Annotated in this window: 19 protein-coding genes and 3 pseudogenes; 9 read left to right on the top strand and 13 right to left on the bottom strand. The window is 69.3% G+C overall.

Going from position 1 to position 21996, the window contains the following annotated elements:
- Window positions 1-86 precede the first annotated feature (86 nt).
- From FRANCCI3_RS13575 to FRANCCI3_RS13530, 10 genes are all read right to left on the bottom strand, one after another.
- Window positions 87-806 carry a hypothetical protein gene (locus FRANCCI3_RS13575; protein WP_011437090.1) on the bottom strand — a complete coding sequence of 240 codons (720 nt, stop codon included), beginning with the start codon at window positions 804-806 and terminating at the stop codon, window positions 87-89.
- Window positions 807-810: 4 nt separating this feature from the next.
- Complete coding sequence (locus FRANCCI3_RS13570) at window positions 811-1608, bottom strand: hypothetical protein (protein ID WP_011437089.1); 798 nt, start codon at window positions 1606-1608, stop codon at window positions 811-813.
- Window positions 1609-1736: 128 nt separating this feature from the next.
- Window positions 1737-2057, bottom strand: a complete 321-nt coding sequence (locus FRANCCI3_RS13565) for a DMT family transporter (protein WP_011437088.1) — start codon at window positions 2055-2057, stop codon at window positions 1737-1739.
- A 45-nt stretch (window positions 2058-2102) separates the two neighbouring features.
- Window positions 2103-3110, bottom strand: a complete 1008-nt coding sequence (locus tag FRANCCI3_RS13560; protein ID WP_011437087.1) for a lysylphosphatidylglycerol synthase transmembrane domain-containing protein — start codon at window positions 3108-3110, stop codon at window positions 2103-2105.
- 55 nt (window positions 3111-3165) lie between these two features.
- A complete protein-coding gene (locus FRANCCI3_RS13555; protein WP_011437086.1) occupies window positions 3166-3714 on the bottom strand; it encodes a hypothetical protein in 549 nt (182 codons plus the stop codon).
- Entirely contained in the window at window positions 3668-6283 is a 2616-nt protein-coding gene (locus FRANCCI3_RS13550) for a PEP/pyruvate-binding domain-containing protein (RefSeq protein WP_011437085.1), read from the bottom strand. Before FRANCCI3_RS13550 ends, FRANCCI3_RS13555 begins: the two co-directional genes overlap by 47 nt.
- The gene (locus FRANCCI3_RS13545) at window positions 6276-7334 is read right to left on the bottom strand and encodes an aromatic ring-hydroxylating dioxygenase subunit alpha (protein WP_011437084.1); all 1059 of its coding nucleotides are present in this window, start codon (window positions 7332-7334) and stop codon (window positions 6276-6278) included. The genes FRANCCI3_RS13550 and FRANCCI3_RS13545 overlap by 8 nt, the downstream gene beginning before the upstream one ends.
- Window positions 7322-8392, bottom strand: a complete 1071-nt coding sequence (locus FRANCCI3_RS13540; protein WP_011437083.1) for an aromatic ring-hydroxylating dioxygenase subunit alpha — start codon at window positions 8390-8392, stop codon at window positions 7322-7324. Before FRANCCI3_RS13540 ends, FRANCCI3_RS13545 begins: the two co-directional genes overlap by 13 nt.
- Window positions 8389-9519: a Rieske 2Fe-2S domain-containing protein gene (locus tag FRANCCI3_RS13535; protein ID WP_011437082.1), complete on the bottom strand. Its 1131-nt coding sequence runs from the start codon at window positions 9517-9519 to the stop codon at window positions 8389-8391. The genes FRANCCI3_RS13540 and FRANCCI3_RS13535 overlap by 4 nt, the downstream gene beginning before the upstream one ends.
- 4 nt (window positions 9520-9523) lie before the next feature.
- The gene (locus FRANCCI3_RS13530; protein ID WP_202795700.1) at window positions 9524-9853 is read right to left on the bottom strand and encodes a polyprenyl synthetase family protein; all 330 of its coding nucleotides are present in this window, start codon (window positions 9851-9853) and stop codon (window positions 9524-9526) included.
- 18 nt (window positions 9854-9871) lie between these two features.
- Here FRANCCI3_RS13530 and FRANCCI3_RS23505 point away from each other — a divergent pair, with 18 nt between their 5' ends.
- Entirely contained in the window at window positions 9872-10126 is a 255-nt protein-coding gene (locus FRANCCI3_RS23505; protein WP_049760925.1) for an SAM-dependent methyltransferase, read from the top strand.
- A gap of 276 nt (window positions 10127-10402) precedes the next feature.
- Here the strand turns inward: FRANCCI3_RS23505 and FRANCCI3_RS27335 are convergent, their stop codons facing one another.
- The gene (locus tag FRANCCI3_RS27335) at window positions 10403-10738 is read right to left on the bottom strand and encodes a hypothetical protein (RefSeq protein ID WP_193359370.1); all 336 of its coding nucleotides are present in this window, start codon (window positions 10736-10738) and stop codon (window positions 10403-10405) included.
- Window positions 10739-10861: 123 nt separating this feature from the next.
- Here FRANCCI3_RS27335 and tnpA point away from each other — a divergent pair.
- The 5 genes and pseudogenes from tnpA to FRANCCI3_RS13505 all read left to right on the top strand — a co-directional run.
- Window positions 10862-11257, top strand: a pseudogene (gene tnpA, locus FRANCCI3_RS13520) (IS200/IS605 family transposase); the annotation flags it as partial.
- Between the two features lie 22 nt (window positions 11258-11279).
- Window positions 11280-11778, top strand: a pseudogene (locus FRANCCI3_RS24635) (helix-turn-helix domain-containing protein); the annotation flags it as partial.
- A gap of 57 nt (window positions 11779-11835) precedes the next feature.
- Window positions 11836-12408 carry an IS607 family transposase gene (locus FRANCCI3_RS13515; RefSeq protein ID WP_011437080.1) on the top strand — a complete coding sequence of 191 codons (573 nt, stop codon included), beginning with the start codon at window positions 11836-11838 and terminating at the stop codon, window positions 12406-12408.
- Window positions 12405-13730: pseudogene (gene tnpB, locus FRANCCI3_RS13510) on the top strand (IS607 family element RNA-guided endonuclease TnpB). Before FRANCCI3_RS13515 ends, tnpB begins: the two are co-directional and overlap by 4 nt.
- A 50-nt stretch (window positions 13731-13780) precedes the next feature.
- Entirely contained in the window at window positions 13781-14470 is a 690-nt protein-coding gene (locus tag FRANCCI3_RS13505; RefSeq protein WP_011437077.1) for an RNA-guided endonuclease InsQ/TnpB family protein, read from the top strand.
- Between the two features lie 176 nt (window positions 14471-14646).
- Here FRANCCI3_RS13505 and FRANCCI3_RS13500 read toward each other — a convergent pair whose 3' ends face one another.
- Together FRANCCI3_RS13500 and FRANCCI3_RS13495 are read right to left on the bottom strand one after the other, a co-directional pair.
- On the bottom strand, window positions 14647-14934 hold the full coding sequence (locus FRANCCI3_RS13500; protein ID WP_011437076.1) for a type II toxin-antitoxin system RelE family toxin: 288 nt from the start codon (window positions 14932-14934) through the stop codon (window positions 14647-14649).
- The gene (locus FRANCCI3_RS13495) at window positions 14931-15230 is read right to left on the bottom strand and encodes a type II toxin-antitoxin system Phd/YefM family antitoxin (RefSeq protein WP_011437075.1); all 300 of its coding nucleotides are present in this window, start codon (window positions 15228-15230) and stop codon (window positions 14931-14933) included. Before FRANCCI3_RS13495 ends, FRANCCI3_RS13500 begins: the two co-directional genes overlap by 4 nt.
- A 98-nt stretch (window positions 15231-15328) precedes the next feature.
- Between FRANCCI3_RS13495 and FRANCCI3_RS28745 the strand changes: the two genes are divergently transcribed.
- The 3 genes from FRANCCI3_RS28745 to drmB all read left to right on the top strand — a co-directional run bounded on the left by FRANCCI3_RS28745 (window position 15329) and on the right by drmB (window position 21988).
- On the top strand, window positions 15329-15580 hold the full coding sequence (locus tag FRANCCI3_RS28745; RefSeq protein WP_011437074.1) for a hypothetical protein: 252 nt from the start codon (window positions 15329-15331) through the stop codon (window positions 15578-15580).
- 355 nt (window positions 15581-15935) lie between these two features.
- On the top strand, window positions 15936-20060 hold the full coding sequence (gene drmA, locus FRANCCI3_RS13485) for a DISARM system helicase DrmA (protein WP_011437073.1): 4125 nt from the start codon (window positions 15936-15938) through the stop codon (window positions 20058-20060).
- Window positions 20060-21988, top strand: coding sequence for a DUF1998 domain-containing protein (gene drmB, locus FRANCCI3_RS13480; protein ID WP_011437072.1), 1929 nt, complete (start codon window positions 20060-20062; stop codon window positions 21986-21988). Before drmA ends, drmB begins: the two co-directional genes overlap by 1 nt.
- Window positions 21989-21996 lie beyond the last annotated feature (8 nt).

Below are 21996 nucleotides of genomic sequence, written 5' to 3'. Positions count from 1 at the left end.
GCGGCCGTAGCCGGCGAGGCCCGGTGGCGCGTATCAGCGCACGGCCGGGCTCCGCCGGTGCGAGGCGCGCCGGGATTCTCCCGCCCTTAGAAATGTCGCCACGGGCTCATCTTGGCCGCGATGAGATGGCGCCGCAACGTCACGATGTACCCAATGTCCACCAGAAATGTCACTAGATAAAGAACATTGATGAGCCTCGTCAGCGGGTAGGTGTCATGTGTGACGCTGTCAATGACGAAGGAGCCGAAGCTGTCCGGCCACGGCTCGGCCTTGTTAGTCGTGACCGTGAAGGCCGTCGCCAGCCACGCGAAGAAGGTTCCGAAGAACTTCGACACCGCGATGTACATCGACTGGCCTCGCGGGCTCTCGCGCTCCAGGAGCATCGCCACAAACAGTATCGACATCATAAAGTTGACGCCGAAGCCGGTGTACTCGCCGTCCGGATCGTGGAACTCCGAGAAGCCCAGGTAGACGACCGGGAACGCAATCGCTACCCCACCGAGAAGCATCATGTTGAAGCCACGACGGGAGAGCTTGTCCTCGAACTCCCGCGGCCCGAACCGCCAGACCTGCCAAAGGATAACGAGATCGATCACAAACCAGACGATGCTCAGGAGGTGAATCTCATCGGCAAACGGATCGATGAAAAAGGAGTAGGCAGCCTCCCAGGAGAGGTTCGCGGCGAGCGCGGCGACCGGCATGCCGAATGTCTTCTCTTGGGCGCCGCGATAGATGATACCCGCGTAGGCCACAACCCAGAACGAGACGCAGACCAGGCCGGTGATGTAGGTGATGTCGGATCTCATCCCGTCACCCGGACCCGGGCGCGACGGACTTCTCCGCCAACCGGGGCACCGGAATCACATCGATTCCAGGCCTGAATCTTCGCGTGCACAGCCGCGCCAGGTCCGCTCGGCGATCCGCCGGGAACCCGGCCAGCAGCGTCTGGAACTGCGCTTCGTAGTGATCCATCACGGCGCGAAGTTCGGCCGGCGCCGCTGCGCCGTACAGTCGGGTAAACGAATCCAGGACGTTGAAGGTCGAGCTCTCGACATCTCGCTGGTAGTGAGAAAGATCGTTCGCGATGTCGGCCAGCACCTCCACCGGCCAGAGCAATCCGACCAGCTGCTCGTCGACAGACTGCCGGGTAAGCGCGAAAATCATCAGGTGCAGAAGGCGGACATCGGTTGATCTCAGCTCGGCGAGGCGCAGCACGTCCTCCCGGCCGGTAGCCAGGCCGGAGGTCGCCTTGTTCTCCAGGCGGACGAACTCCTCGCCGAGGTCAAGCTGGGCGGCGATGGCGTCGTTGTACGCGTGCAGGCGGCGCAGCAGGGCCCGGAACCGTTCCTTGTAGGCCTCCAGAATGGCCAGCCGCCGATTGTCGGCATCGTCGAAACTCGCGTGCCGCGTTAGCTCCGCGACCGCGTCCACCCGGTAAACGAGGTACTCGACGAGCAGCAGGACGGGAGCGCACCGCAGTCGCTGCCACCGCGAAAGACCCTGCGCCGGAAAATACACCTGCGCGACAAAATCCCGATAGATTCCCACTGCTCTGACCAGGACGCCGATCTCGTTCAGCGATCGCATCCAGAAGAGCTTTCTGCTCATCGCGTGAGAACACTCTCCTCGTGGCACTCACGGCATCGCGCCGCCTGGAAGGTGGCAGTTGTTGTCTTCGTGCGGGCCAGCCACGACGAGGTTGCCAGACGTGACCGAGGGCGCTGGACGGGACGGCCTCAGCTGGCACCCGCGAGATTGAGTACTACGACGCCCCCGATAACGAGCAGCACTCCGACTGTCTTCGCCGCGGTCAACGACTCGCCGAATGCGAAGGCACCGATGAGACAGATCGCCGCGGTTCCCAGCCCGGACCAGATCGCATAGGCGGTACTCACCTCCAGCTGCTTGATCGCTTTTCCGAGCAGGATAAAAGCGGCCAGATAGCCGACGCCGACGATGACGGTGGGCGTCAGGCGGCTGAGCCCGTCGCTCATTTTGAGCGCCGAGGTGGCGATCACCTCTGATCCGATCGCTCCGAGCAGCAGGAGCCAACGCACTCTGACCTCCGGTCCGAATCTTTGCCGACAAGACCGGGCTCGCGCTCAGCTTTGGCCTTCTGGACTTGCGACCGAAAACTCGTCGTCTCGCGTCCCGACCGGCTCTCGTCGTATCCTACCAAACGGAACCCGGACGAGAAAAGGCAGCCCGATCACAAGCTGCGGAATCTGCTGCTGTAGGTGGAAGAGCAGGGCAAACGCAAGGGCCGGCTCGGGCCGTACCGGAAACAGCTCGACGGCGGAAACCGCGGCGATCTCGAAACTGCCGAACTGGCCGGGGCCGGCGGGTATCAGGTTCATGAGATCAATCAGGAACAGGACGAGCACGGACTCGGCAAGGGAGAGGTGTATGTCGAGCGCGTGTATCACCAGGATCACGGCGACGAGGTCGACCAGCTCACCTAGGACCGCGAACGAGAAGATCACAAGCATGCGCCGGGGGTTTCTCAGCACATACATACCGTCGGCCACCCGCTGGACGAAGGTGCTCTGCTGCGCATCGCGCGGATGCCGCGCGAACAGGACAAGGACGAGCAGCAGCACGCAGATGACCGCCCCGAACAGGAACGGTGCGACGATCACCCACCAGGGCAGTCCCGGTATCAGCCATGGAGTCCCGACCACCAGAACGACCATGGCGAGCGAGCCGAACAGTTTCTCCAGAACGAGGAGCGCGCCGGATGTCGAGGCGGGGACGCCACAGTCCCGCTTCAGCATCCACGCGCGGACGATCTCGCCGCCCTGCGCCGGCGAGATCGTCGACGCAGCCTGGGCCGTCAGTTCGAGACGGACCAGGCGACGCAGGGAAATCCCGTGCCGCGGCGCGAGCATCGCCCGCCAGCCGGCGGCCCGCAGGTACTGGACCAGAAGGTTGGTACCGAAGGCCAGCAGCAGGGGCACCGGCGACGCATCCTCGATGCTCTCCCGGAACGTGGTGACGTCCAGACCACGAAGGAACCAGACCAGGGCAATGGCGATGCCGGACAAGCAGACGATCTTGAAGGCGAGCTCGAGCCGGCGCAGGGCACCGGCACCGATCCTGAAGGTAACCATGTCTTCCTTCCCCGCCTAGATCGGCTCTCCGAAGGCCGGTGACACGCCGGCCCGGCTACGTGGCGAAGGGCAGGGCCGCGGAATCGGCCATCAGCTGCTCCATCTCCCATACCGTCGTCAGGTTCCGCAGGTCGATCCGCAGGTCCGATCGGAGGTCGCCGAGCGTTCGGTCTAGCTGCTGTCGCCAGCCGACGCAGTGCAGCGGACGGATTCCGGTAGCCTGCGCAAATCTGACACCGAGCTGGAAGATTGTCCGTTCGAACGGACCGAAGCGGTAGGGCCCGCGGAACAGATACCGGCTGCAGAAGAGGTAGGCGTGGTACTGCCAGGATCTGAGTTCGCCGCTGGCACCCATGGTTACCCCGATGACGAAGGCTTCGTCTCGCGGACGCATCCCCCGGCCCAACAGGATGTGGATGCAGTCGTGGCCGAACAGGTCGACGGCTCCGGCCAGAGCGATCGGGCTCGCGGGGTTCTCCAGCAGCCGAACATATCTTGGGATCGCGTCGGCCTCGTAGCCCGGCATCCGTTCATAGGCTGCCCGGAGGGTGACCGAGTTATCGAGGGGAGGCGTCCAGCTGCTGAGCGGAGAGTCTGCCGCCACGTTCAACTCCTTGCAGGAGTACGAGACCCCGATCGCCGTCAACCGTAACGACCTGGCCATCCTGGATAATGTGGGTCGCGCCGTGAACTCCCATAACCGCGGGAACTCCGTACTCACGCGCGACGATCGAGCCATGCGACAGCGCGCCGCCGGTATCTGTTACCACACCAGCCGCGATGGAAAGCAGTGGCGACCAGGCTGGCGTGAGATGAGGGGCGACTAGGATCTCGCCGGGCCGTAGCCGGCCGAAGTCGTCGGTGGAACTTATTCTGCGGGCCGGTGCTGTGGCTCGACCGGGGCTGACGGGAGAGCCTCGCAGCCCGTCATCCTCGGCCCCTCTCGGACGGGGGCCGAAAACTGCCAGGGCGGTGACGTCCCTCCTGCCGAGGAAGATCCGGGCGTCCTGCGGGACCTGTATCGGCGGGCTGAGCAGGCGTTGTTGTTCGCGGAGCCGGCGCCGCTCGTGGACGACGCTGGTGAGGTCGTCGCCGGCCACGCCGGTGTCAAGCGCGGCAAGCTGCCGTTTCACCTGGTCACCGGTGAGGTAGAAGACATCGTCGGGCTCAGTCAGGACGCCTGCCGCCACCAGCCGGCGACCGAGTTCGAGGTACGCCCGGCGCAGCACCGGCCAGCCACGGGTGAAGTGAAAAAGAACCTCGTCCCGGAGCCGGCCCTGACGGAGGTTCCACCGCAGAAGCAGGTGGAGGACGCCGCGTCTCACCGGCGCGAACCGGAGGGCCTTTCTTATCGTCCGTAGCCGGTCCTCCCGTTGCGCGGCCAGCGCGTCGATTCGTTCCTGCGGTTGCTGACGCGTTCCGCTCCGGTACGCTTCGATGGTTGCCCTGAAGACTTCGGGGTCCTCGGCGGGGGTCGGGCTGGCGAAGTCGAGGCTGTACACTTGGTGGCCCTGCCGGCCGATGAACCGCTCGAACTCGGCCGTGTACTCGGCCCCGTCGGCGTCATGGCGCGCGAGCTCCGCGAGCTCCAGTTCGACGTCGAGAGTGCGGCTCGGGTAGCCCTGCAGCAGGGGTCCGGGGCCGATCGGAAGTCCCGCGCCCGTACCAGCCCTGGCGACCCAGGGATAGACGGTTGCCAGGAGCCATTCCGATACGTTCCAGTACCAGGCCAGACCGCCGATGATCCCCCAGTAGCGTCCGCTGAGTTCTTGCACCCCGTCGATCAGCCCGAGCAGCTCGTTGTTGTCCAGGCGGGTGAGGTCCCGACGGTTGGCCGCCTCGATGCGTTCGGAGTGGCGCGGCAGGATGCCCCGCTGCCACTGCCTGCGCAGCGGGCCGAGATGGAACCGGAAGAATCGAAGCACCATGGCTGCGGCGTGTCGGGGATACCGGTTCAGGTGATAGTCGAAGCGCAGGTAGGCGAAGCCGTTGATGACGCCCGTCATCGGTGTGGGCAGCAGCCGGTTGTTGCGTTGGGCGGAGTCCGGTCCGGCCCAGTTCCGCTGCCAGTGCCGGACCAGGCACGGGAAAAGAGTCGACGCGAAAAGCGGCGAGAGCGGTTCGGGCAGCCACGAATCACAGATGCTTATCCGCGCCCACCAGGCGCCCTCGATCGGACTTGTCCAGTCGGCCGCGGGCGGCGGTGGCTCATCGGCGGCCGGCAGCCTGATGGGACGGGCCTGCAGAATCGTGAGAGTCGTTCCGGAAACGGCCCATTCGACGTCCTGAGGGGCACCGAAATGGGTTTCGATCGCGCGGCCGAGGCTGGCCAGCTCGGCAACCTGCTCCGCCGTGAGCGAAGGTGCCCGCCGTCGCTGGTCCGGAACGTCGACGAAATCGACCCCGCCCGCACCGCTGTGCGACGGATACGCGACCATCTGCCGTTTGTCGGCGACGTGCGCGTGGCGCAGCGTGGCGCCGGACCGGTCGACGTCAAAACGGTCGGGATCGACTTTCCCACTCACCAGCGCCTCACCGAAGCCCCAGGTGGCCTCGATCACCAGACGGTCGGCGGCGGCGTCCCGCGGGTCGACGGTGAAGAGCACGCCGGCGGCCTCGGCCTCGGCCATCAGCTGGACGATCACGGACATGCCGACCGCACCGTGCGGAATTCCATGCCGTTGCCGATAGCGGATGGCCGGAAGCTCCCACAGCGAGCCCCAACAACGCCGTACGGAATCGAGCACGGCCGCCGGCGGGACCCCCAGTTCGCTGCGATACTGGCCGGCGAAGCTCGTCGCGTCGGTGTCCTCCCACGTCGCTGAGGAACGGACCGACACCCGGACGTCAGCGATACGCCATGCCGCAAGGGCCTGCGCGACATCCGCAGCGAGCCCGGCGGGAACGTCCGTGGCCTCGACCGTGGCCCGCATGGCCGCCGAGATCGGTCGGATCTGGTCATCTGTCGCGTCCTCGGTAAGAGCCGCGTCGAGCTGCGCAAGCAGTGGGCGGACCTTGTCCCCGACCGTGCGGTGATACACCGCCTGGGGCAGGCAGAAACCGTCGGGAACCGGAAAGCCGGCGGATATGAGCTCGCCGAGATTGGCGGCCTTGGCGCCGACCGTGTCCCGGTCGCCGGAACGCAACTCCCGCAGCGGGCGTACGTCACGCATCGACGCTCACCCGGTCCACCCAGGACTGATAGTATTTGCGGAAGGCCCGCAGGCCGTACTCGCTCTCAAGATAGATTCCGTGCCTGTCTCCCGCTCGTATGCTGTCGAACACCGGTAGATCCTGGTTCGACGCAAAGGTGACCTCAAGCCTGTCAACCAGGTATTTTGTTATGTTCTTCCAGGCGCGTGCGGCGGGCGTGACCGCGACGGCGATATGTTGAATGGTTTCGTTGGGCCCGACCGGACTGACGGCGAGCAGGAGCTGGTACCGCAGGACGCCGTCCGAGTAGTAGGAGACGCGCTGGCCCGCTGGCCATCCGTCCACGCGGAGCAGGAAGCTGTCGGCATTGACGCCGACCGCGTGGGCGATGGCACCCGTCCTCCCGATGTACCGGGGCCAGGTCAGCTCGGCACCGAACCAGGCGTCGGCCACGATGGGCGGCCCGTTGGTCGCCGTGTCCACCGGGCTGTCGAGCAGCCGGAGGGTCATCGGGCCCGCGATCTCAAGCCCGTGGAGGTCCACCAGGTGATCGGGGTCGTAGGTGTTCTCCAGGATTCTGCGGGCCGTTGCCCTGGTCCTGTCGGCGAGGCGGAAGCCGCGATGCCAGCCCAGCCTGTCGAAGGCGGCGGGCAGTTCCGGGAGCGGATACAGGGGGTGGGGACCTCCGTACCAGGCCCACAGGTATCCGTATCGTTCGACCGTCGGGTAGGCCGGCCGCGAGGCGGCCGCGGGGATCCTGGCCTGGCCGGGGATCGATTGACAGGTGCCCAGGGCGTCGAAACGCCAGCCGTGGAAAGGGCACTGCAGCAGGCCGTCGACAATCCTGCCGTCCGCCAGGCTGGCGCCCATGTGCGGACAGTGCCGTCGCATCAGCGACGCAGCGCCGCGGGCGTCCCGCCAGGCGACGAGGGGGCGCCCGAACAGCGTGAGCGCCCGAGGGCGCGACCCGAGCTGCCGTGACGGCATGGCGACGTACCAGCCGGCGGCGAGGTTGAGGGCTTCCCGGGCGGTGGGCTCCGTCAGCTGTCGTGGGGCGCTCACGACATGCACGCGCGATCGTCCGGAAGGGCTGCATCAACCCAGCGCTGGTAATGCTTCCGAAACTTCAGGACACCGTGGTCGGCCGTGACCGGCACGGTGCCGTCGACGTCGCTCGCGTGCCGGTAGATCCTGAGGTCCTCCCTGGTTCCCCACTCGTGCTGGGCCCGATAGGCGAGGCGAATCAGGTGGTCGAGCGCCCGGTTGCCCGTCCGGCGGATGAGCGACCAGCCCTGAAGGACGGTGCGGCCGTCGGACGTGGGAGTGATGCCAAGCAACTCCTTGGCGAGAACATGGCCGTCCAGGAGGAAGGTCAGGCGCTGGCCGCCGGGCCATCCGTCGATCAGGAGAGTGAACTTCCGCGCCCGAATACCCAGCGCCCGGACCGTCGGCGGCAGATCGAGGATATCTGTCTCCATCGCCGCGGCGATCGAGGCATCACCGCCGATCGGCGGACCGTTTTCGGCCGTTGCTGACGGTTCCGTGAGAATGTTTATCTTCAGGCCACCGCCTGACCGGACCCGGTGCAGCGTGCCGAAATGAGCGCAGTCGAAAGCATTTTCCAGGACTCGTCGAGGCGAGGCGGTGGTCACGTGCGAGAACTGGTAGCCGAGGTAGGCCTCGCGGCCCTCCGCCAGCGCGGGCACGGCGGGCACCGGGTAACTCGGCTCCGGGTTCCCGTACCAGACCCAGACATAGCCGTAGCGCTCGTCGGTCGGATAGGACCGCCGCGCCACACGGCGGGGAAGCCGGTCCGTCCCCGGCACGTGTGTGCACGCGCCCGCCGCGTCGAAATGCCAGTGATGGAAAGGGCAGCGGAGCGTTCCGTCCACGACCTTGCCGAAGGCGAGACTGGCGCCGAGATGCGGGCAGTGCCGCCGCATGATCACAGGTCGCCCCGTGCCGTCGCGCCAGGCGACCAGCTCACGGCCGAACAGGGTGAGAGGCTGGCCACGGCGCTTTCCCAGCTCCTCGGAGGGAAGCGCGATGTACCAGCCCGCGGCCAGGCCTGGCTGCGGCGGCTCGGTTTCCGCGGTCACGAGATCTCCGGTCACGATGCTTCCGGTCATGACGCGCCGGCTCCCGGGATGCGGGCCATGGCCGGCTGCGGCTCCCCCTGGCCTTCTGCCACCCGGTCCACCCATGACCTGTAGTACCGGCGAAACCTGATCAGGTTGGTGTCGTAGAACATCCTGGCCGTGCCGACGTGCGCCTGAGTGTAGTCGTAGATCGGCATGTCCTGGAGAGTCCCGGCCCTGCTCTGCCCGATGAGCATCGCCACGTTCAGCCAGGTTCGCCAGCGCCGGTCGCTGCGGCGGACGCCGGTCCAGGCATGCTGGATGGTCGAGCCGTTCGCGGTCGGGGTGATTCCCATCAGGTACTTGAAGATCTCCCTGCCGCCGACATAGCCGGTGTAGCGCTGGCCACCGGGCCACCCGTCGATCAGGAGCTGGAACGCGTCCCCCGTGAAGAAGGTGGCGCCGGCCGCGACCAGCCAGTGCCGAGGCCGACGAAGGGGATGCCCCGGGGTCACGACACCTTCCATCCAGCCCCCGAGATAGGCCTCCCTGTCGATCGGGGGACCGTTGTCCGCGGCCTGCTCGGGATCGGAGAGGACCCGGAACTCCGCACGGTCCAGGGGCAGGCTGTGGAGGGTCTGAAAATGGAAGTAGTCGAACGCGTTCTCAAGGAGCTGGCGGGGGTGACCGGCGGTCCAGTCGGTGTAGCGGAACCCCAGATAGTGTTCCTGTTCCTCCTCAAGAGCCGGGAAGCCGGGAAGCTCGAAAAGTGGTGTGCGGGTCCCGTACCACACCCAGATGTAACCAAAGCGCTCGATGGTCGGGTATGAGTCGAGTCGCGCCGTCGTGGGAATGCGCTGGGAGCGGGGAACCTCGACGCACGCGCCGGAGCTGTCGAACCGCCAGCCGTGAAAGGGGCAGCGGAGGCAGCCGTCGACCACGGCCCCCAGTGCCAGGCTGGCGCCCTGGTGCGGGCAGTACCGGCCCGCGACTGCCGGTCGCCCGCTCGCTTCGCGCCAGGCGACCACGTCTCGCCCGAACAGCTGGAACGCCTTCGGCTGCCCGCGCAGCTCGCCGGAGGCCAGCGCGACGTACCAGCTTGCTGCCAGCTCCTTCGGGACGGGGTCCGCTGGCGGCTCGAGCCGCGGCTTCTGGTTCTTGATGTGTATCTCAGGCATCGGCTCATCTCGATCGCGAATAGACGTATTCAGCGAGGGCAAGGAGCGGGGTCGCGTCGTCACCGAGCGGGGCGAGGTCCGCTCTTGCCGCGTCGATCAGTTCGGCCGCGCGTTTTCGGGAGGCGTCGAGGCCAAGGAGCTGCGGAAAGGTCGCCTTCCGCATCTTGATGTCCTTGCGGGCGGTTTTCCCGAGGTGCTCGGAGGTCGACGTGACATCCAGGATGTCATCGATGATCTGGAACGCCAGCCCGATCTTCTCCCCATAGCTGGAGAGCAGGGTGATGGCGGATTCGTCGGCGCCCGCGAGGACTGCACCGGAGACGACCGAAGCCACGATCATGGCGCCGGTCTTATGAGCTATCTGGCGTTCACTCACTGCACGGCCGATGCCGCGCCGGGGGAGGCCGGACGGCTTGTCGAGGTCTACCGGCAGCGGGGGATCCCCCTCACGACGCGTACCCGCGCCGAAGTCGAACGTTTTTTCGACGGTCTGGAGCTCGTCGAGCCGGGAGTGCAGATCGTCCATCGCTGGCGGGCCGAGGTGACCCCGGACGGCCCGACCGATGCCCAGGTCAGCTGGTACGGCGGTGTCGCCCGGATGCCCTGAGCACTGACCCGCGCGAGCGTTCACGAGGTCGGGTCCGCATGATCGCGCGGTGGTCCCATGCGCGGTGGTCCCATGCGCGGTGGTCCCATGCGCGGTGGTCCATGCGCGGTGGCCACGTTGTGGGGGGCAAGGCACGGTCCAGGGGACCGTGGACCGTGCTCAGGTCCTGCGCATTCACCGGCCGACGTGTCGGACCCGGGTGGGATGGTGGCTTTCGTCGCCGATGACGGTGGTGTAGTCTGTGAACCGAGTACACAGCAATCAAGTACACAGCAATCAAGTATGCGGCGATCGAGGGCACAGCATTCGTGGCGGGTCGTCGAGGCCCGGTGGATGCCGAGGGGGGAGACGCGCCGTGGTGGAGCCGGAGGCCGAGGGTGGGCTGTTCCCCGTGCCGCGGGGGATCCCAGGGCGGCAGAGGGTCCAGGGGCGCACCACCGAGGCCACGAAGGCATCCCGGTCCGGCTCCGGCATCCACACGGCCGCCTGGTCGAGATACCAGGCGATAATCCACAGCCGGTGCCAGTCGAGCGCCCACACCTCGGCGGGTAGGCCCCCGCGGGGACGGGACGTCTCCGCCGCGCCGCCAGCCCTGATGTAGGCCCAGATCATCCACCGAAGACTCGCCGGGTCCGCCCATCGAGTTGTCCGGAGGGGATTGTCGCCTTCAGGCGACAGGGGAATCCGCTACGGACCGCAAGTGACTAGACATGCCACGCTGGTATAGTCGGTGGCATGGGACGGCAGGTGACGGCGGGCGCGGGCGGGGTCTACGACCTCGGCTACCACGTCGTGTGGTGCCCCAAGTATCGCCGTCCCGTGCTCACCGGCGGGGTGCGCGAGCGGCTTGACGCGCTGCTGCGCGAGAAGTGCGCCGAGCATGACTGGCCGGTCATCGCGCTGGAGGTCGAGCCGGACCACGTGCACCTGTTCGTCAAGGCTCACCCGAAGCACTCCCCGTCGTACGTTGCGAACCAGTTGAAGGGCTTCACGTCCCACGTGCTGCGCGCCGAGTTCCCGCATCTCAGATCCCGGCTGCCCACCCTGTGGTCCCGGTCGTACTTCGTGGCGACCGTCGGCGCGGTGTCAGCCGGGACGGTGACCCGGTACATCGAGACGCAGAACGAACGCCCGTGGCGCAAGGCGGCGGCGCGTGAGGCGGACGTACAAGTTCCTGCTGCGCCCGACGGCGCATCAGGTCGCGTCGTTGACCGTGATGCTGAACGACCACCGCGCGCTCTACAACGCGGCGTTGCGGGAGCGTCGGGGCGCCTACGCGCACCCGTCGAAGACCAGGGTCGAGTACGGGGACCAAGTCGGCCCAGCTGAAGGACATCCGGGCGTACGACCCACCTCAGGCCCGATGGTCGTTCTCCTCCCAGTAGGCCACCCTGCGACGCCTCAACCTGTCGTTCGCCGCGTTCTTCCGCCATGTGAAGGCTGGCGAGACGCCCGGCTACCCGCGCTTCAAGGGCGCCGGGCACTTCGACACCGTGACGTGGCCTGTCGACAACGACGGCTGCCGTTGGGACTCCCAGCCTGACAACCCGGCCCGGACGTTTGTGCGGTTCCAGGGTGTCGGGCACGTGAAGGTCCACCAGCGCCGGCCGGTACAGGGCGCAGTCAAGATCCTGTCCGTCAAACGCGAGGGTGCCAACTGTCGCTCGTCCAGTAGTCATTGGCGCTCTATAGTGAGCTATGATGGTCATGTGAACCTCAAGGAGTGGGCCGAGTCGCAGGGTGTGGCGTATGTGACCGCGCGCCGTTGGTACGCGGCCGGCAAGCTCCCAGTTCCGGCGCGCAGGGTCGGCGGGCTGATCCTCGTCGGCGAACCTGACCAGCCGACGGGCGATGGGCTGACCGCCGTGTACGCCCGGGTGTCGTCGGCGGACCAGCGTCCCGACCTGGACCGGCAGGTCGCCCGGGTGACAGCCTGGGCGACCGGGCAGAACCTGCCCGTCGACAAGGTCGTGACCGAGGTCGGCTCGGCACTCAATGGCCACCGCCGGAAGTTCCTTGCGCTGCTGCGCGACCCGGACGTGGCGACGATCGTCGTCGAGTACCGCGACCGCTTCGCCCGGTTCGGCGCCGAGTATGTCGAAGCGGCGCTGTCGGCGCAGGGCCGGCGGCTGCTGGTCGTCGACCCGGGCGAGGTCGACGACGACCTGGTGGGCGACGTCACCGAGATCCTGACGTCGCTGTGCGCCCGGTTGTACGGTCGCCGGGCCGCCGTGAACCGTGCCACGCGTGCGGTCGCCGCCGCCACCGAGGCAGCCGAATGACGACGTTGCAGGCGTACCGGTTCGCCCTCGACCCGAACGACGCCCACCTGGCCGGCCTGGCCCGCCACGCCGGGGCGGCCCGGTTCGTCTACAACTGGGGCCTGGGCTTGGGTGAAGGCGGCGCTCGCGCAGCGCGACGCCGAGCAGAGCTACGGCCTGACCGGCGACGCGCTCACCGCGGTGCCGTGGACGCTGCCCGCGCTGCGGCTGCGCTGGAACCAGGTGAAGAACGACGTTGCCCCCTGGTGGAGCGAGTGCTCGAAGGAGGCGTTCCGCGCCGGGCTCGACCAGCTTGCCCGCGGGTTGAAGAACGTCACCGACTCCCGGCAAGGGAAGCGGAAGGGCCGGCGGGTCGGCTTTCCCAGGTTCAAGAAGCGCGGGAGGGCCCGTGACTCGTTCCGGTACACCACCGGCGCCTACGGCCCGGCTGACGAGACCTACGTGAAGCTGCCCCGGATCGGGCGGGTGAAGGTCCACGAGCCGATGGGCGCCCTGACCGGCCGGCTGGCGGCCGGGCGCGGCTGCTCGGCGCGACCGTGTCCCGGACCGCAGGCCGCTGGTTCGTGTCGTTCACCGTCGAGGTCGACCGCGACGTTCCCGAGCGGCCGTCGCGACGGCAACGCGCGGGCGGCCCCGTCGGCGTCGACCTCGGCGTGAAGCACCTCGCCGTTCTGTCGACCGGGCAGACCGTTCCCAACCCGAAGCACTACCAGCGGGCCGAACGGCGACTGCGCCGGGCGTCGCGGGCCCACGCCCGGTCGAAGCCGGGCAGCGCTGGGCGGCGGCAGCGCGCCGCCCAGCTCGCGACGATCCATGTCCGGGTCGCGAACCAGCGCCACAACGGGCTGCACAAGCTCACGACCCGGCTCGCCCGGTCCCACGACACGGTCGTCGTCGAAGATCTGCACGTCGCCGGGATGGTCCGTAACCGGCGGCTCGCCCGCGCGGTCGCCGACGCCGGCATGGCCGAGGTCCGCCGGCAGCTTGCCTACAAGACCCGCTGGTACGGATCGACGCTCGTCGTCGCCGACCGCTGGTATCCCAGCTCGAAGACCTGCTCCGGCTGCGGCTGGCGAAACCCAAGCCTGACGCTGTCCGAGCGCACCTTCACCTGCCAGTCCTGCGGGCTGGTACTCGACCGCGACCACAACGCCGCGATCAACCTGCACCACCTCGTCGCCGCCAGTACACCGGAGACGGAAAACGCCCGTGGAGCCGACCAGAAGACCCGCGCAAGCGGGCAGGTGGCTGGGAAGCGGGAACCCGGCACGGCCACGGCCGGTCAGACCGGGGGCGCCTCGCCGAGAGGCGAGGCGGCATAGGTGATGAGCGCTATCGATCATCACGATGCAACGGTGCCCGCTGGTACCTCGTGCTCTCGTGTGACGACGTTCCCGCCGCGGTGGTGGAACCCACGGGCGCGGTGGTCGGCCTGGATGTCGGGGTCGCGTCGTTGGTGACTACCTCGAACGGCGACCACTACGGCAACCCGCGTTTCCTCGAACGGTCCGCCGAACGCCTTGCCGACGCGCAGCGAGACCTGTCCCGCAAGAAGTGGGGCTCGAAGCGACGGAAGAAGGCCGTGGCACGGGTTGCGGCGCGGTCCCGCGCAGTCGCCCGGCAGCGGGTCGATCTCGCGAACAAGACCGCGCTCGAACTCGTCCGCGACCACGACCTGATCGCCGTCGAAAAACTTAACATCAAGAGTATGGTCAAGCGGGCCGCGCCCAAGCCTGACCCCGACCGGCCGGGAGCGTTCCTGCCCAACGGGCAGGCCGCCAAGACTGGGCTTAACACGTCGATCCTCGACGCCGGGTGGGGGGTGTTCTTCAACGTGCCGCGTGCCAAGGCTGAAAGCGCCGGGCGGACGGTTGTTGAGGTGAACGCCCGCCGCACCTGGGTGACCTGGGTGGCGTCGGCGAACCAGCGCAGCACGAGCACCGCCTGCTCACGACTGGTGAGCTTCCGTTGTCACCGCCCCCCTTCAGCCACCCAGCCGCCTACCGTCCGTGATGCTCACGCAGAGCTATCGATCGTTGCGCGGAAAGGCTCACTGAGGTGAGGAGTTGACCGAAGTCGTCGGCGGACAGGACTGCGTTTGCTCGCGGCGGCAGCCCCGCTGGAGCAAGGCAACGGACGCGTGAGGAAGGGGTCGGTGCTTCGTCAGGCTTCCGGCGCCATATGTGCAAGCAGGGGGACATCGGCGGTGCTCGTACCGGCACGCTGCGGTCTCGCCGCTCAACGCCCGCGGTATGCGTCGGCGCGGTGCTCTACGGCGGTCACGAGAACGATGCGGTTCTCTTCGTCAATCTCATAGAGCACCCGGTACATGCCTCGCCGCGCCGACCAGGTTCCAGCGTAGGGCGGGTAGAGGAGACGCTTACCGAGCCTGTGCGGGTTCTCCAGGAGCGTCGTGGTGATGAACTCGTGTACGGCCGTGGCGACCTTTTCCGGTATACGTCCAGCAAGCGCGCGGGCCGCCGGACCGGTGATCTCAAGACGGTACGGCCCGGCAGCGCCCGTCATGACGAGCGTCTCCTGGCATCCGGCGCGGCGCGCTTGGCCATGAGCGCCGCCAGGTCCTCGGCGTCAAGCACGTCGCCGGCCTCGACAGCGGCGCGGGACTCGGCCAACTGCCGCATGGTCTCGCGGTTCGACAACACCTCGACGGTCTCCTCCAGCGCCGCGAGGTCGTCAGGCGAGACGAGGATCGCCACGGCATGACCATGGCGTGTGATCTCTACCCGGTCATGGGTTCGCTCGACGTCGTCGAGCAGCTCCGAGAGGCGGTTCCGAGCATCCGTGAAGGGCAGCGTCGTCACGATCTCAGTCTACGCTCAAGTGGCGTGAAGTTAAGGCAGAACTCGCGGCTCGAATCGGCCACAGAGACAGTCGGCCCGGAGGCCAGGGCGCACTGGCCATGCGCACTGGCCAGGGCGCCCTGGGTGGCAACTCGGCCGTCATCCGCGCAGATCCCGAGCCCGCCGCGTGGGGCCGAGCCGCGGCGGGCACCCGGGCCACACCGACGACGAAGACTGCCGAGCCGTCCTACAAGTGCGTGTGCAACCAAGGGGTGGTGCAGATCGTCCATCGCTGGCGGGCCGAGGTGACCCCGGACGGCCCGACCGATGCCCAGGTCAGCTGGTACGGCGGTGTCGCCCGGATGCCCTGAGCACTGACCCGCGCGAGCGTTCACGAGGTCGGGTCCGCATGATCGCGCGGTGGTCCCATGCGCGGTGGTCCCATGCGCGGTGGTCCATGCGCGGTGGCCACGTTGTGGGGGGCAAGGCACGGTCCAGGGGACCGTGGACCGTGCTCAGGTCCTGCGCATTCACCGGCCGACGTGTCGGACCCGGGTGGGATGGTGGCTTTCGTCGCCGATGACGGTGGTGTAGTCTGTGAACCGAGTACACAGCAATCAAGTACACAGCAATCAAGTATGCGGCGATCAAGTATGCGGCAATCGAGGGCACAGCATTCGTGGCGGGTCGTCGAGGCCCGGTGGATGCCGAGGGGGGAGACGCGCCGTGGTGGAGCCGGAGGCCGAGGGTGGGCTGTTCCCCGTGCCGCGGGGGATCCCAGGGGCGCTGGGGGCGCCGCCGTCGCCCGCCGCGCCGGGGGGCGCGGCGGGCGACGGCACCGGTGCGGGCGACGGGGCCGGTGCGGGCGCCGACGGCCGTACGGCCGCGGAGGTCCTCGACGCGCCACAGCTCTTCGAGCCGGCGGCGTCCTATGAGGTCCGGGATGCCTTCGCCGAACTCGTCCGCCGGGATCTGCTCGGCCCGTGGGGCGGCGAGCGCGAGCAGTTCCACCCCAGGGCGATGGGCCCGCGCGAGCGGTACCTCGTCGGCATGCTCGGGCCGAAGCCGGCTCCGCGCGGTGCCCGGGAGGCCGCCGCCGCGGACGTCGTCGCCGACACGGAGACGGCTGTGCAGGGCGACGCGGACGCCGACCTGCCGGAGATCGCCACCCCGCAGAACCGGGGGCGGATCTGGGCGTCGTCGATGGGACTCTCCTTCGCCGTGCCGGCCGGAACTGACGTGCCGGCCGGAACCGACGGCACGGATCCGGTCGACGTCCTCGCCGTCACGGCGGCCTGGGGGCATTACACCAAGCGGGAGGTGGAGGACGACGAGGGCCGCAAGCGCAGCGCGTGGACCCGCGAACCGGTGGTCTTCGCGAACCGGGAGATCCGCCTGGACGATCACCTGGGCGCCGGTTCTCGGCGGATGCCGCTCGTCGGCGACGACGAGACCGGGGTCTTCCTCGTCGTCGCCGTCCGCGAGCGCGGTGCCCGTCGCGTCGTCGAGCTGACGCTGGTCAACAGCCAACCGGAGCCGCACTCGTCCGCGGACACGGCGTGGCTGTTCCAGCCGACGCTGTCGGTGACCGCGCTGGACGGCGCGCGCGCCGTCTTCCTGCCCGTCGACGATCCCGCGGACGAGTGGTCCGGCCCCGGTCTCGGTTTCGGCCCCGGCCCCGGCTCCCCCGGGGGCGGCGCGCCGCTCGCCGGCGCGCCGCCCCTCGACGCGGATCACGAGGATCTGCATCTCCAGCTGCTGTACCGGGGGGAGCGTCGCTACGCGACCGGTCGCAATGTCGCGGTGCATCCGCACGTCCGGCCCGGTGAGCGGTGCGCCCACCGGCTGGAGACCACCTGGCTGCCCACCTACGACGTGCCGGCGACGGTCGCGCCCGCCGGGCCCGGCACGCCGCTGGCCGGGGTCGAACTGGCCATGGACACTCTCGCCGTGGCCGGGCCCGCCGCCCTGCGGCGCGGGTTGACGCCCCTCGCCGACGGTTACGCATCCTGGCTCGACGAGCGCGAGGCCGAGGTCGCGGGCCTGCCGGCGCGGCTGCGCCCGGCCGCTCGCACGGCAATCGGCGACGCCCGCCGAGCGGCGGACCGTATCCGGGCCGGTATCGCCCTGCTCACCGACCAGGACCAGCCGCGCCACCGCGAGGCGCTGGCCGCGTTCCAGTTCGCCAACGAGGCGATGGCCGCCCAGCGCCGGCACACGGCGATCGCCCGGCTGCGCGACGAGCAGGGGCTGGACTACGCTGCGGCCGCCGCTGCTGTGCGGGCCCGGGGCGCGGGGGAGGCCTCCTGGCGGCCGTTCCAGCTCGGCTTCGTGCTGCTCAACCTGCCCTCCCTGACCGACCCGGCGCACCCGGAGCGGGCCGCGGACGCCACCGCCGTCGTCGACCTGCTGTTCTTCCCCACCGGCGGCGGCAAGACCGAGGCCTACCTCGGCCTGACCGCCTACACCTTCGCGATCCGCCGCCTACAGGGGACCGTCGGCACCGGCGCCGCGGCCCGCTCCGGCGAGGCCGGGGTCGCCGTCCTCATGCGGTACACGCTGCGGCTGCTCACCGCCCAGCAGTTCCAGCGGGCCGCCACCCTGGTCTGCGCCGCCGAGGTGCAGCGCCGTGCGAACCCGGCGACCTGGGGTGCCACGCCGTTCCGCATCGGTCTGTGGGTCGGCGGCGGGGTGTCCCCGAACCGGTTCGAGGACGCCCGCGACCAGGTCGGCGAGGCGCGCGAGGCCGGCGACGGCAAGCGGGCCAACGTCCTGCAGACCCTGGGCTGCCCGTGGTGCGGCAGCGCGCTCGGGGCCCATACCGACGCCCACGTCGACGAGGACCTCCGCCGGGTGCTGCTGTACTGCCCGAACGGCGAGGGGGCCGACGCCTGCCCGTTCTCCCGGCGGGCGGCGCCCGACGAGGGCCTGCCGGTGCTCACCGTCGACGAGGAGATCTACCGCTACGCCCCGAGCCTGGTCATCGCCACCGTCGACAAACTCGCCCAGCTGCCCTGGCGCGGCGAGGCGGGGATCCTGTTCGGCCGGGTGAGCCGACGCTGTCCCCGACACGGGTACCGCCACGACGACCTCGACGCCCGCACCGGCTGCGGCGAGCGTCACCACAGCCGCGGCAGGCGGCCCGCCGTGACCAGCGAGCCGGTCGTCCGGCTGCGCCCGCCCGATCTGATCATTCAGGACGAGCTGCATCTGATCTCCGGTGCGCTCGGCACCACCGTCGGCCTGTTCGAGAGCGCGGTCGACGAGCTGTGCACCTGGCCGGTCCCGGCCGGCGCGCTCACCGGCCCGAAGATCGTGGCCTCGACGGCGACCACCAGGCGGGCTCGCGACCAGGTGCTCGGCGTCTTCGGCCGCGGCCTCGCCGTCTTCCCGCCCCAGGTGATCGACGTGACCGATACGTTCTTCTCCCGGCGGGTCCCGGTCACCCCCGCCACCCCGGGCCGGCGCTACCTCGGCGTCTGCGCGCACGGGACGAGGATGAAGTCCGCCGAGATCCGCCTCGCCGAGATCCTGCTCCTCGCCGGCCAGACCCTGTTCGACCGGCACGGCACCCCCGCCGAGCCCTATCTGACCCTCGTCGGCTACTTCAACGCCACTCGCGAGCTCGCCGGCATGCGCCGCTACCTCGACGACGACGTCACCACCCGGGTGCGTACCCACGGCCGGCGCAAGGGGCTCGCCAACCGCATCGTCACCGGTACCGGCATGCTCGCGATCTCGGAGCTGACCTCCCGGGTCTCGTCGGCGGACATCAGCGAGGTGCTGGGCCGCCTGGAGATCCCCTTCGACCCCGAGCTCGACACCTCCGCGCGGCGGGAGGCCGTCGCCGAGAACGTCCGCGCATCGTTCCGGAGCAGGGAGCGGGACCGGCGGGCACCGCACCCCCTCGCCGAGCGCACCCGCGCCCGGAGCAACCAGGACCGGATCCCGGTCGACGTGGTGCTCGCGACTTCGATGCTCCAGGTCGGGGTGGACGTCTCCCGGTTCGGGCTGATGGCCGTGATCGGCCAGCCGAAGAACACCGCCGAGTACATCCAGGCGTCCTCCCGGGTCGGCCGGGACGCCGGCCGCCCGGGTCTTGTCGTCACCCTGTACAACTGGGCCCGGCCGCGGGATCTCGCTCACTACGAGGACTTCGAGTACTACCATGCGACCTTCTACCGGCAGGTGGAGGCGCTGTCCGTGACCCCGTTCACCCGCCGCTCCCTCGACCGGACCGCCACCGGCACGTTCGTCGCCGCCGTCCGGCACGCCGACGAGGCGAACACTCGCAACGTCAACGCCCACGACGTGGACCTCGCCGGCCCGACGGTCAGTGGAGTGATCGACCGGCTGCTGGCCCGCGCCGAGGCCGTCGCCGGGCCGCGCGGCCGGGAGTACCTCGAAGAACGGATCCGGCAGCTGATCGAGAGGTGGGAGCTGACGAGGACGGGCCCGTCCCGCATCGGTTATCGCACGGCCGGGGGACAGCAGCGGGTCACCGGCCTGCTGGAGCCCGCCGGGCACGTCCGCTGGGACGTTCTCACCGTCGCCCAGTCGATGCGGGAGACCGAGCGCGAGATCAACCTGCTGGTGCCCGGCCCCGCCGAGATCTTCACCCCCGCCTACGGCGAGCCGGGCTGGGCGTTCGGCGCGCCGCCGGACGCCGACGGTACCGGTGAGATCGGCAGCAGCGGTGAGATCGGCAGCAGCGAGGTGGACGACAGGGACGAGGTGGACGACGAGGCCGCCCCGGTCGGGGACGAGCTGGGGGAGACGGCCTTCGCGGCGGCACGGGCGGGCCGTCCGGCGCGGTCGGCCCGCGCAGCGCTCCCGGGGAGGGGTATCTGATGGTCACGGCGTTCCACCGGCGGGTCGGCGCGGTCCGGCCCAGCCACCTGATGTTCACCAGCGGTGTCGGCGCGCTCGTCGACCTGCCGAACTTCTCCGCGATCGTCCGCGGCGTTGACGACTGGGACTACCGCAACGTCCCCGAGTACCAGCCGATCGTCGAGCCGCGGTTGCTCGCCGCCGTGCGGCGGCTGTACGACCGGGGCGTCACCGAGCTGCGCCCGGCCCCATGGGCGGAGACCGATGCGGGCGACCGCAGCGGGCAGGGCGCCCGCATCGGCGTGCCCACCGTGCCGTTCCCGAACTGGCTGCGCTGCACCGCCTGCAACGAGCTGGACGTGATCGCCTCCCGCGCGTTCGGGTTCGAGAACCCGTGGCTGACCCGGCCCCAGGACGCCCGCTTCTTCCACGGCACCTGCGGGCGGAAGAAGACCGGCCGCCGGCCGCTCGCGGTGGCGGCCCGTTTCGTGCTCGCCTGCACCGCGGGTCATCTCGACGACTTCCCCTACCCGATGTTCGTGCACCGGGGCGCGCAGTGCGCCAGGGCGAGTCATCCCCGGCTGCGGATGGAGGACCGTGGCGGCAACCTCGGCGCCAACGTCGAGATCCGGTGCGTGAACTGCGACGCCCGGCGCAACATCCGGGAGGCCATGGGTCGTCGCGGTGCGGGGCACCTGCCACGCTGCCGGGGCCGCCATCCCCACCTGGGGACCTTCGCCGATGGCGGGTGCCCGCAGGAGTCCCGCCTGCTCGTCGTCGGCGCCTCCAACCAGTGGTTCGCCCAGACGCTGTCGGTGCTGTCGGTGCCGCGGACTGGCGCCAGCGAGCTGGCGGTCAAGGTCGAACAGCACTGGGAGGTCTTCGAAAAGATCAACAATATGGCGATTCTGGACTTTGCCCGCTCAGCGCCGATCCCGGTGTTCCGTCAGCTGGAGAAGTGGTCGAACGCCGAGATCTGGGCCGCGGTCGAGCGGCATCGCGCCGCGATCGAAACCGGCCCGGCCCCGGGTTCCGACGCCGACGGCGAGCGGGCCTACCCGGATCTGCGCACCCCGGAATGGGAGATCTTCTCCTCCGCCGTCCTCCCGGAACCCACCGACGATTTCGCCCTGCGCCGCGAGCCCGGCGGTGTGCCGGCACCGCTTGCCGGCTGCTACGCCGACGTCGTGCAGGCCGAACGCCTGCGGGAGGTACGGGCGCTGACCGGGTTCACCCGGCTGGACGCGCCCGACCCGGACGACCCCGACCTCGTCATCCGGGCGCCGCTGGCCCGTGGGCCGGCTTCCTGGGTACCGGCGAGCGAGGTCCGCGGCGAGGGCATGTTCCTGCGGGTGCCCGAGGAGATCCTCGGCCCGTGGGCGCGCCGCGTCGCGGACAGTGTCGCGATGCGCGAGCACCGCGACGCCTACAGCCGATTCCGGGTGAACCGCTACTCCGACCGGATCGCCGGGGACTTCGACCCCATGCAGGGCTGGCCCGGGGAGCGCTTCCTCGCCCTGCACACCCTGTCCCACCTGCTTATCCGGACTATCGCGCTGGAGTGCGGCTACAGCTCGGCCAGCCTGAGCGAACGCATCTACGCCGGGGACGACGGCGACCCGCGCGGCGGCATCCTCATCTACACGGCCGTCCCGGACGCGGAGGGCACCCTGGGCGGGCTGGTGTCGCTGGCCGAGCCCGACCAGCTGCTCCGGCTGACCCGCCGGGCCCTCGCCGACGCCCGGCACTGCTCGTCCGATCCGCTGTGCGCCGAGCGGCTGCCGTCGGCGCCCGCCGACTTCCTGCACGGAGCCGCCTGCCACGTCTGCCTGTTCGTGTCCGAGACGACCTGCGAGCGTGGCAACCGCTTCCTCGACCGCCGGTTCGTCGTGCCCCTCGGAGACGAGCCGCAGGACCGCGCCCTCGCCCTGTTCGGCGGGCTGCCGTGAACGGGCTG

The sequence above is a fragment of the Frankia casuarinae genome (genome assembly GCF_000013345.1).
Lineage (GTDB): Bacteria > Actinomycetota > Actinomycetes > Frankiales > Frankiaceae > Frankia > Frankia casuarinae.
This window is presented reverse-complemented; position numbering and strand designations above follow the sequence as displayed.

Bases quoted from the DNA above. Each gene is read 5' to 3' on its own strand.
- FRANCCI3_RS13575 (WP_011437090.1), bottom strand. From the start codon at position 806: ATGAGATCCGACATCACCTACATCACCGGCCTGGTCTGCGTCTCGTTC.
- FRANCCI3_RS13570 (WP_011437089.1), bottom strand. From the start codon at position 1,608: ATGAGCAGAAAGCTCTTCTGGATGCGATCGCTGAACGAGATCGGCGTC.
- FRANCCI3_RS13560 (WP_011437087.1), bottom strand. From the start codon at position 3,110: ATGGTTACCTTCAGGATCGGTGCCGGTGCCCTGCGCCGGCTCGAGCTC.
- FRANCCI3_RS13550 (WP_011437085.1), bottom strand. From the start codon at position 6,283: ATGCGTGACGTACGCCCGCTGCGGGAGTTGCGTTCCGGCGACCGGGAC.
- FRANCCI3_RS13540 (WP_011437083.1), bottom strand. From the start codon at position 8,392: ATGACCGGAAGCATCGTGACCGGAGATCTCGTGACCGCGGAAACCGAG.
- FRANCCI3_RS13535 (WP_011437082.1), bottom strand. From the start codon at position 9,519: ATGCCTGAGATACACATCAAGAACCAGAAGCCGCGGCTCGAGCCGCCA.
- FRANCCI3_RS23505 (WP_049760925.1), top strand. From the start codon at position 9,872: ATGAGCTATCTGGCGTTCACTCACTGCACGGCCGATGCCGCGCCGGGG.
- FRANCCI3_RS27335 (WP_193359370.1), bottom strand. From the start codon at position 10,738: ATGATCTGGGCCTACATCAGGGCTGGCGGCGCGGCGGAGACGTCCCGT.
- FRANCCI3_RS13500 (WP_011437076.1), bottom strand. From the start codon at position 14,934: ATGACGGGCGCTGCCGGGCCGTACCGTCTTGAGATCACCGGTCCGGCG.
- FRANCCI3_RS28745 (WP_011437074.1), top strand. From the start codon at position 15,329: ATGCGCACTGGCCAGGGCGCCCTGGGTGGCAACTCGGCCGTCATCCGC.
- drmB (WP_011437072.1), top strand. From the start codon at position 20,060: ATGGTCACGGCGTTCCACCGGCGGGTCGGCGCGGTCCGGCCCAGCCAC.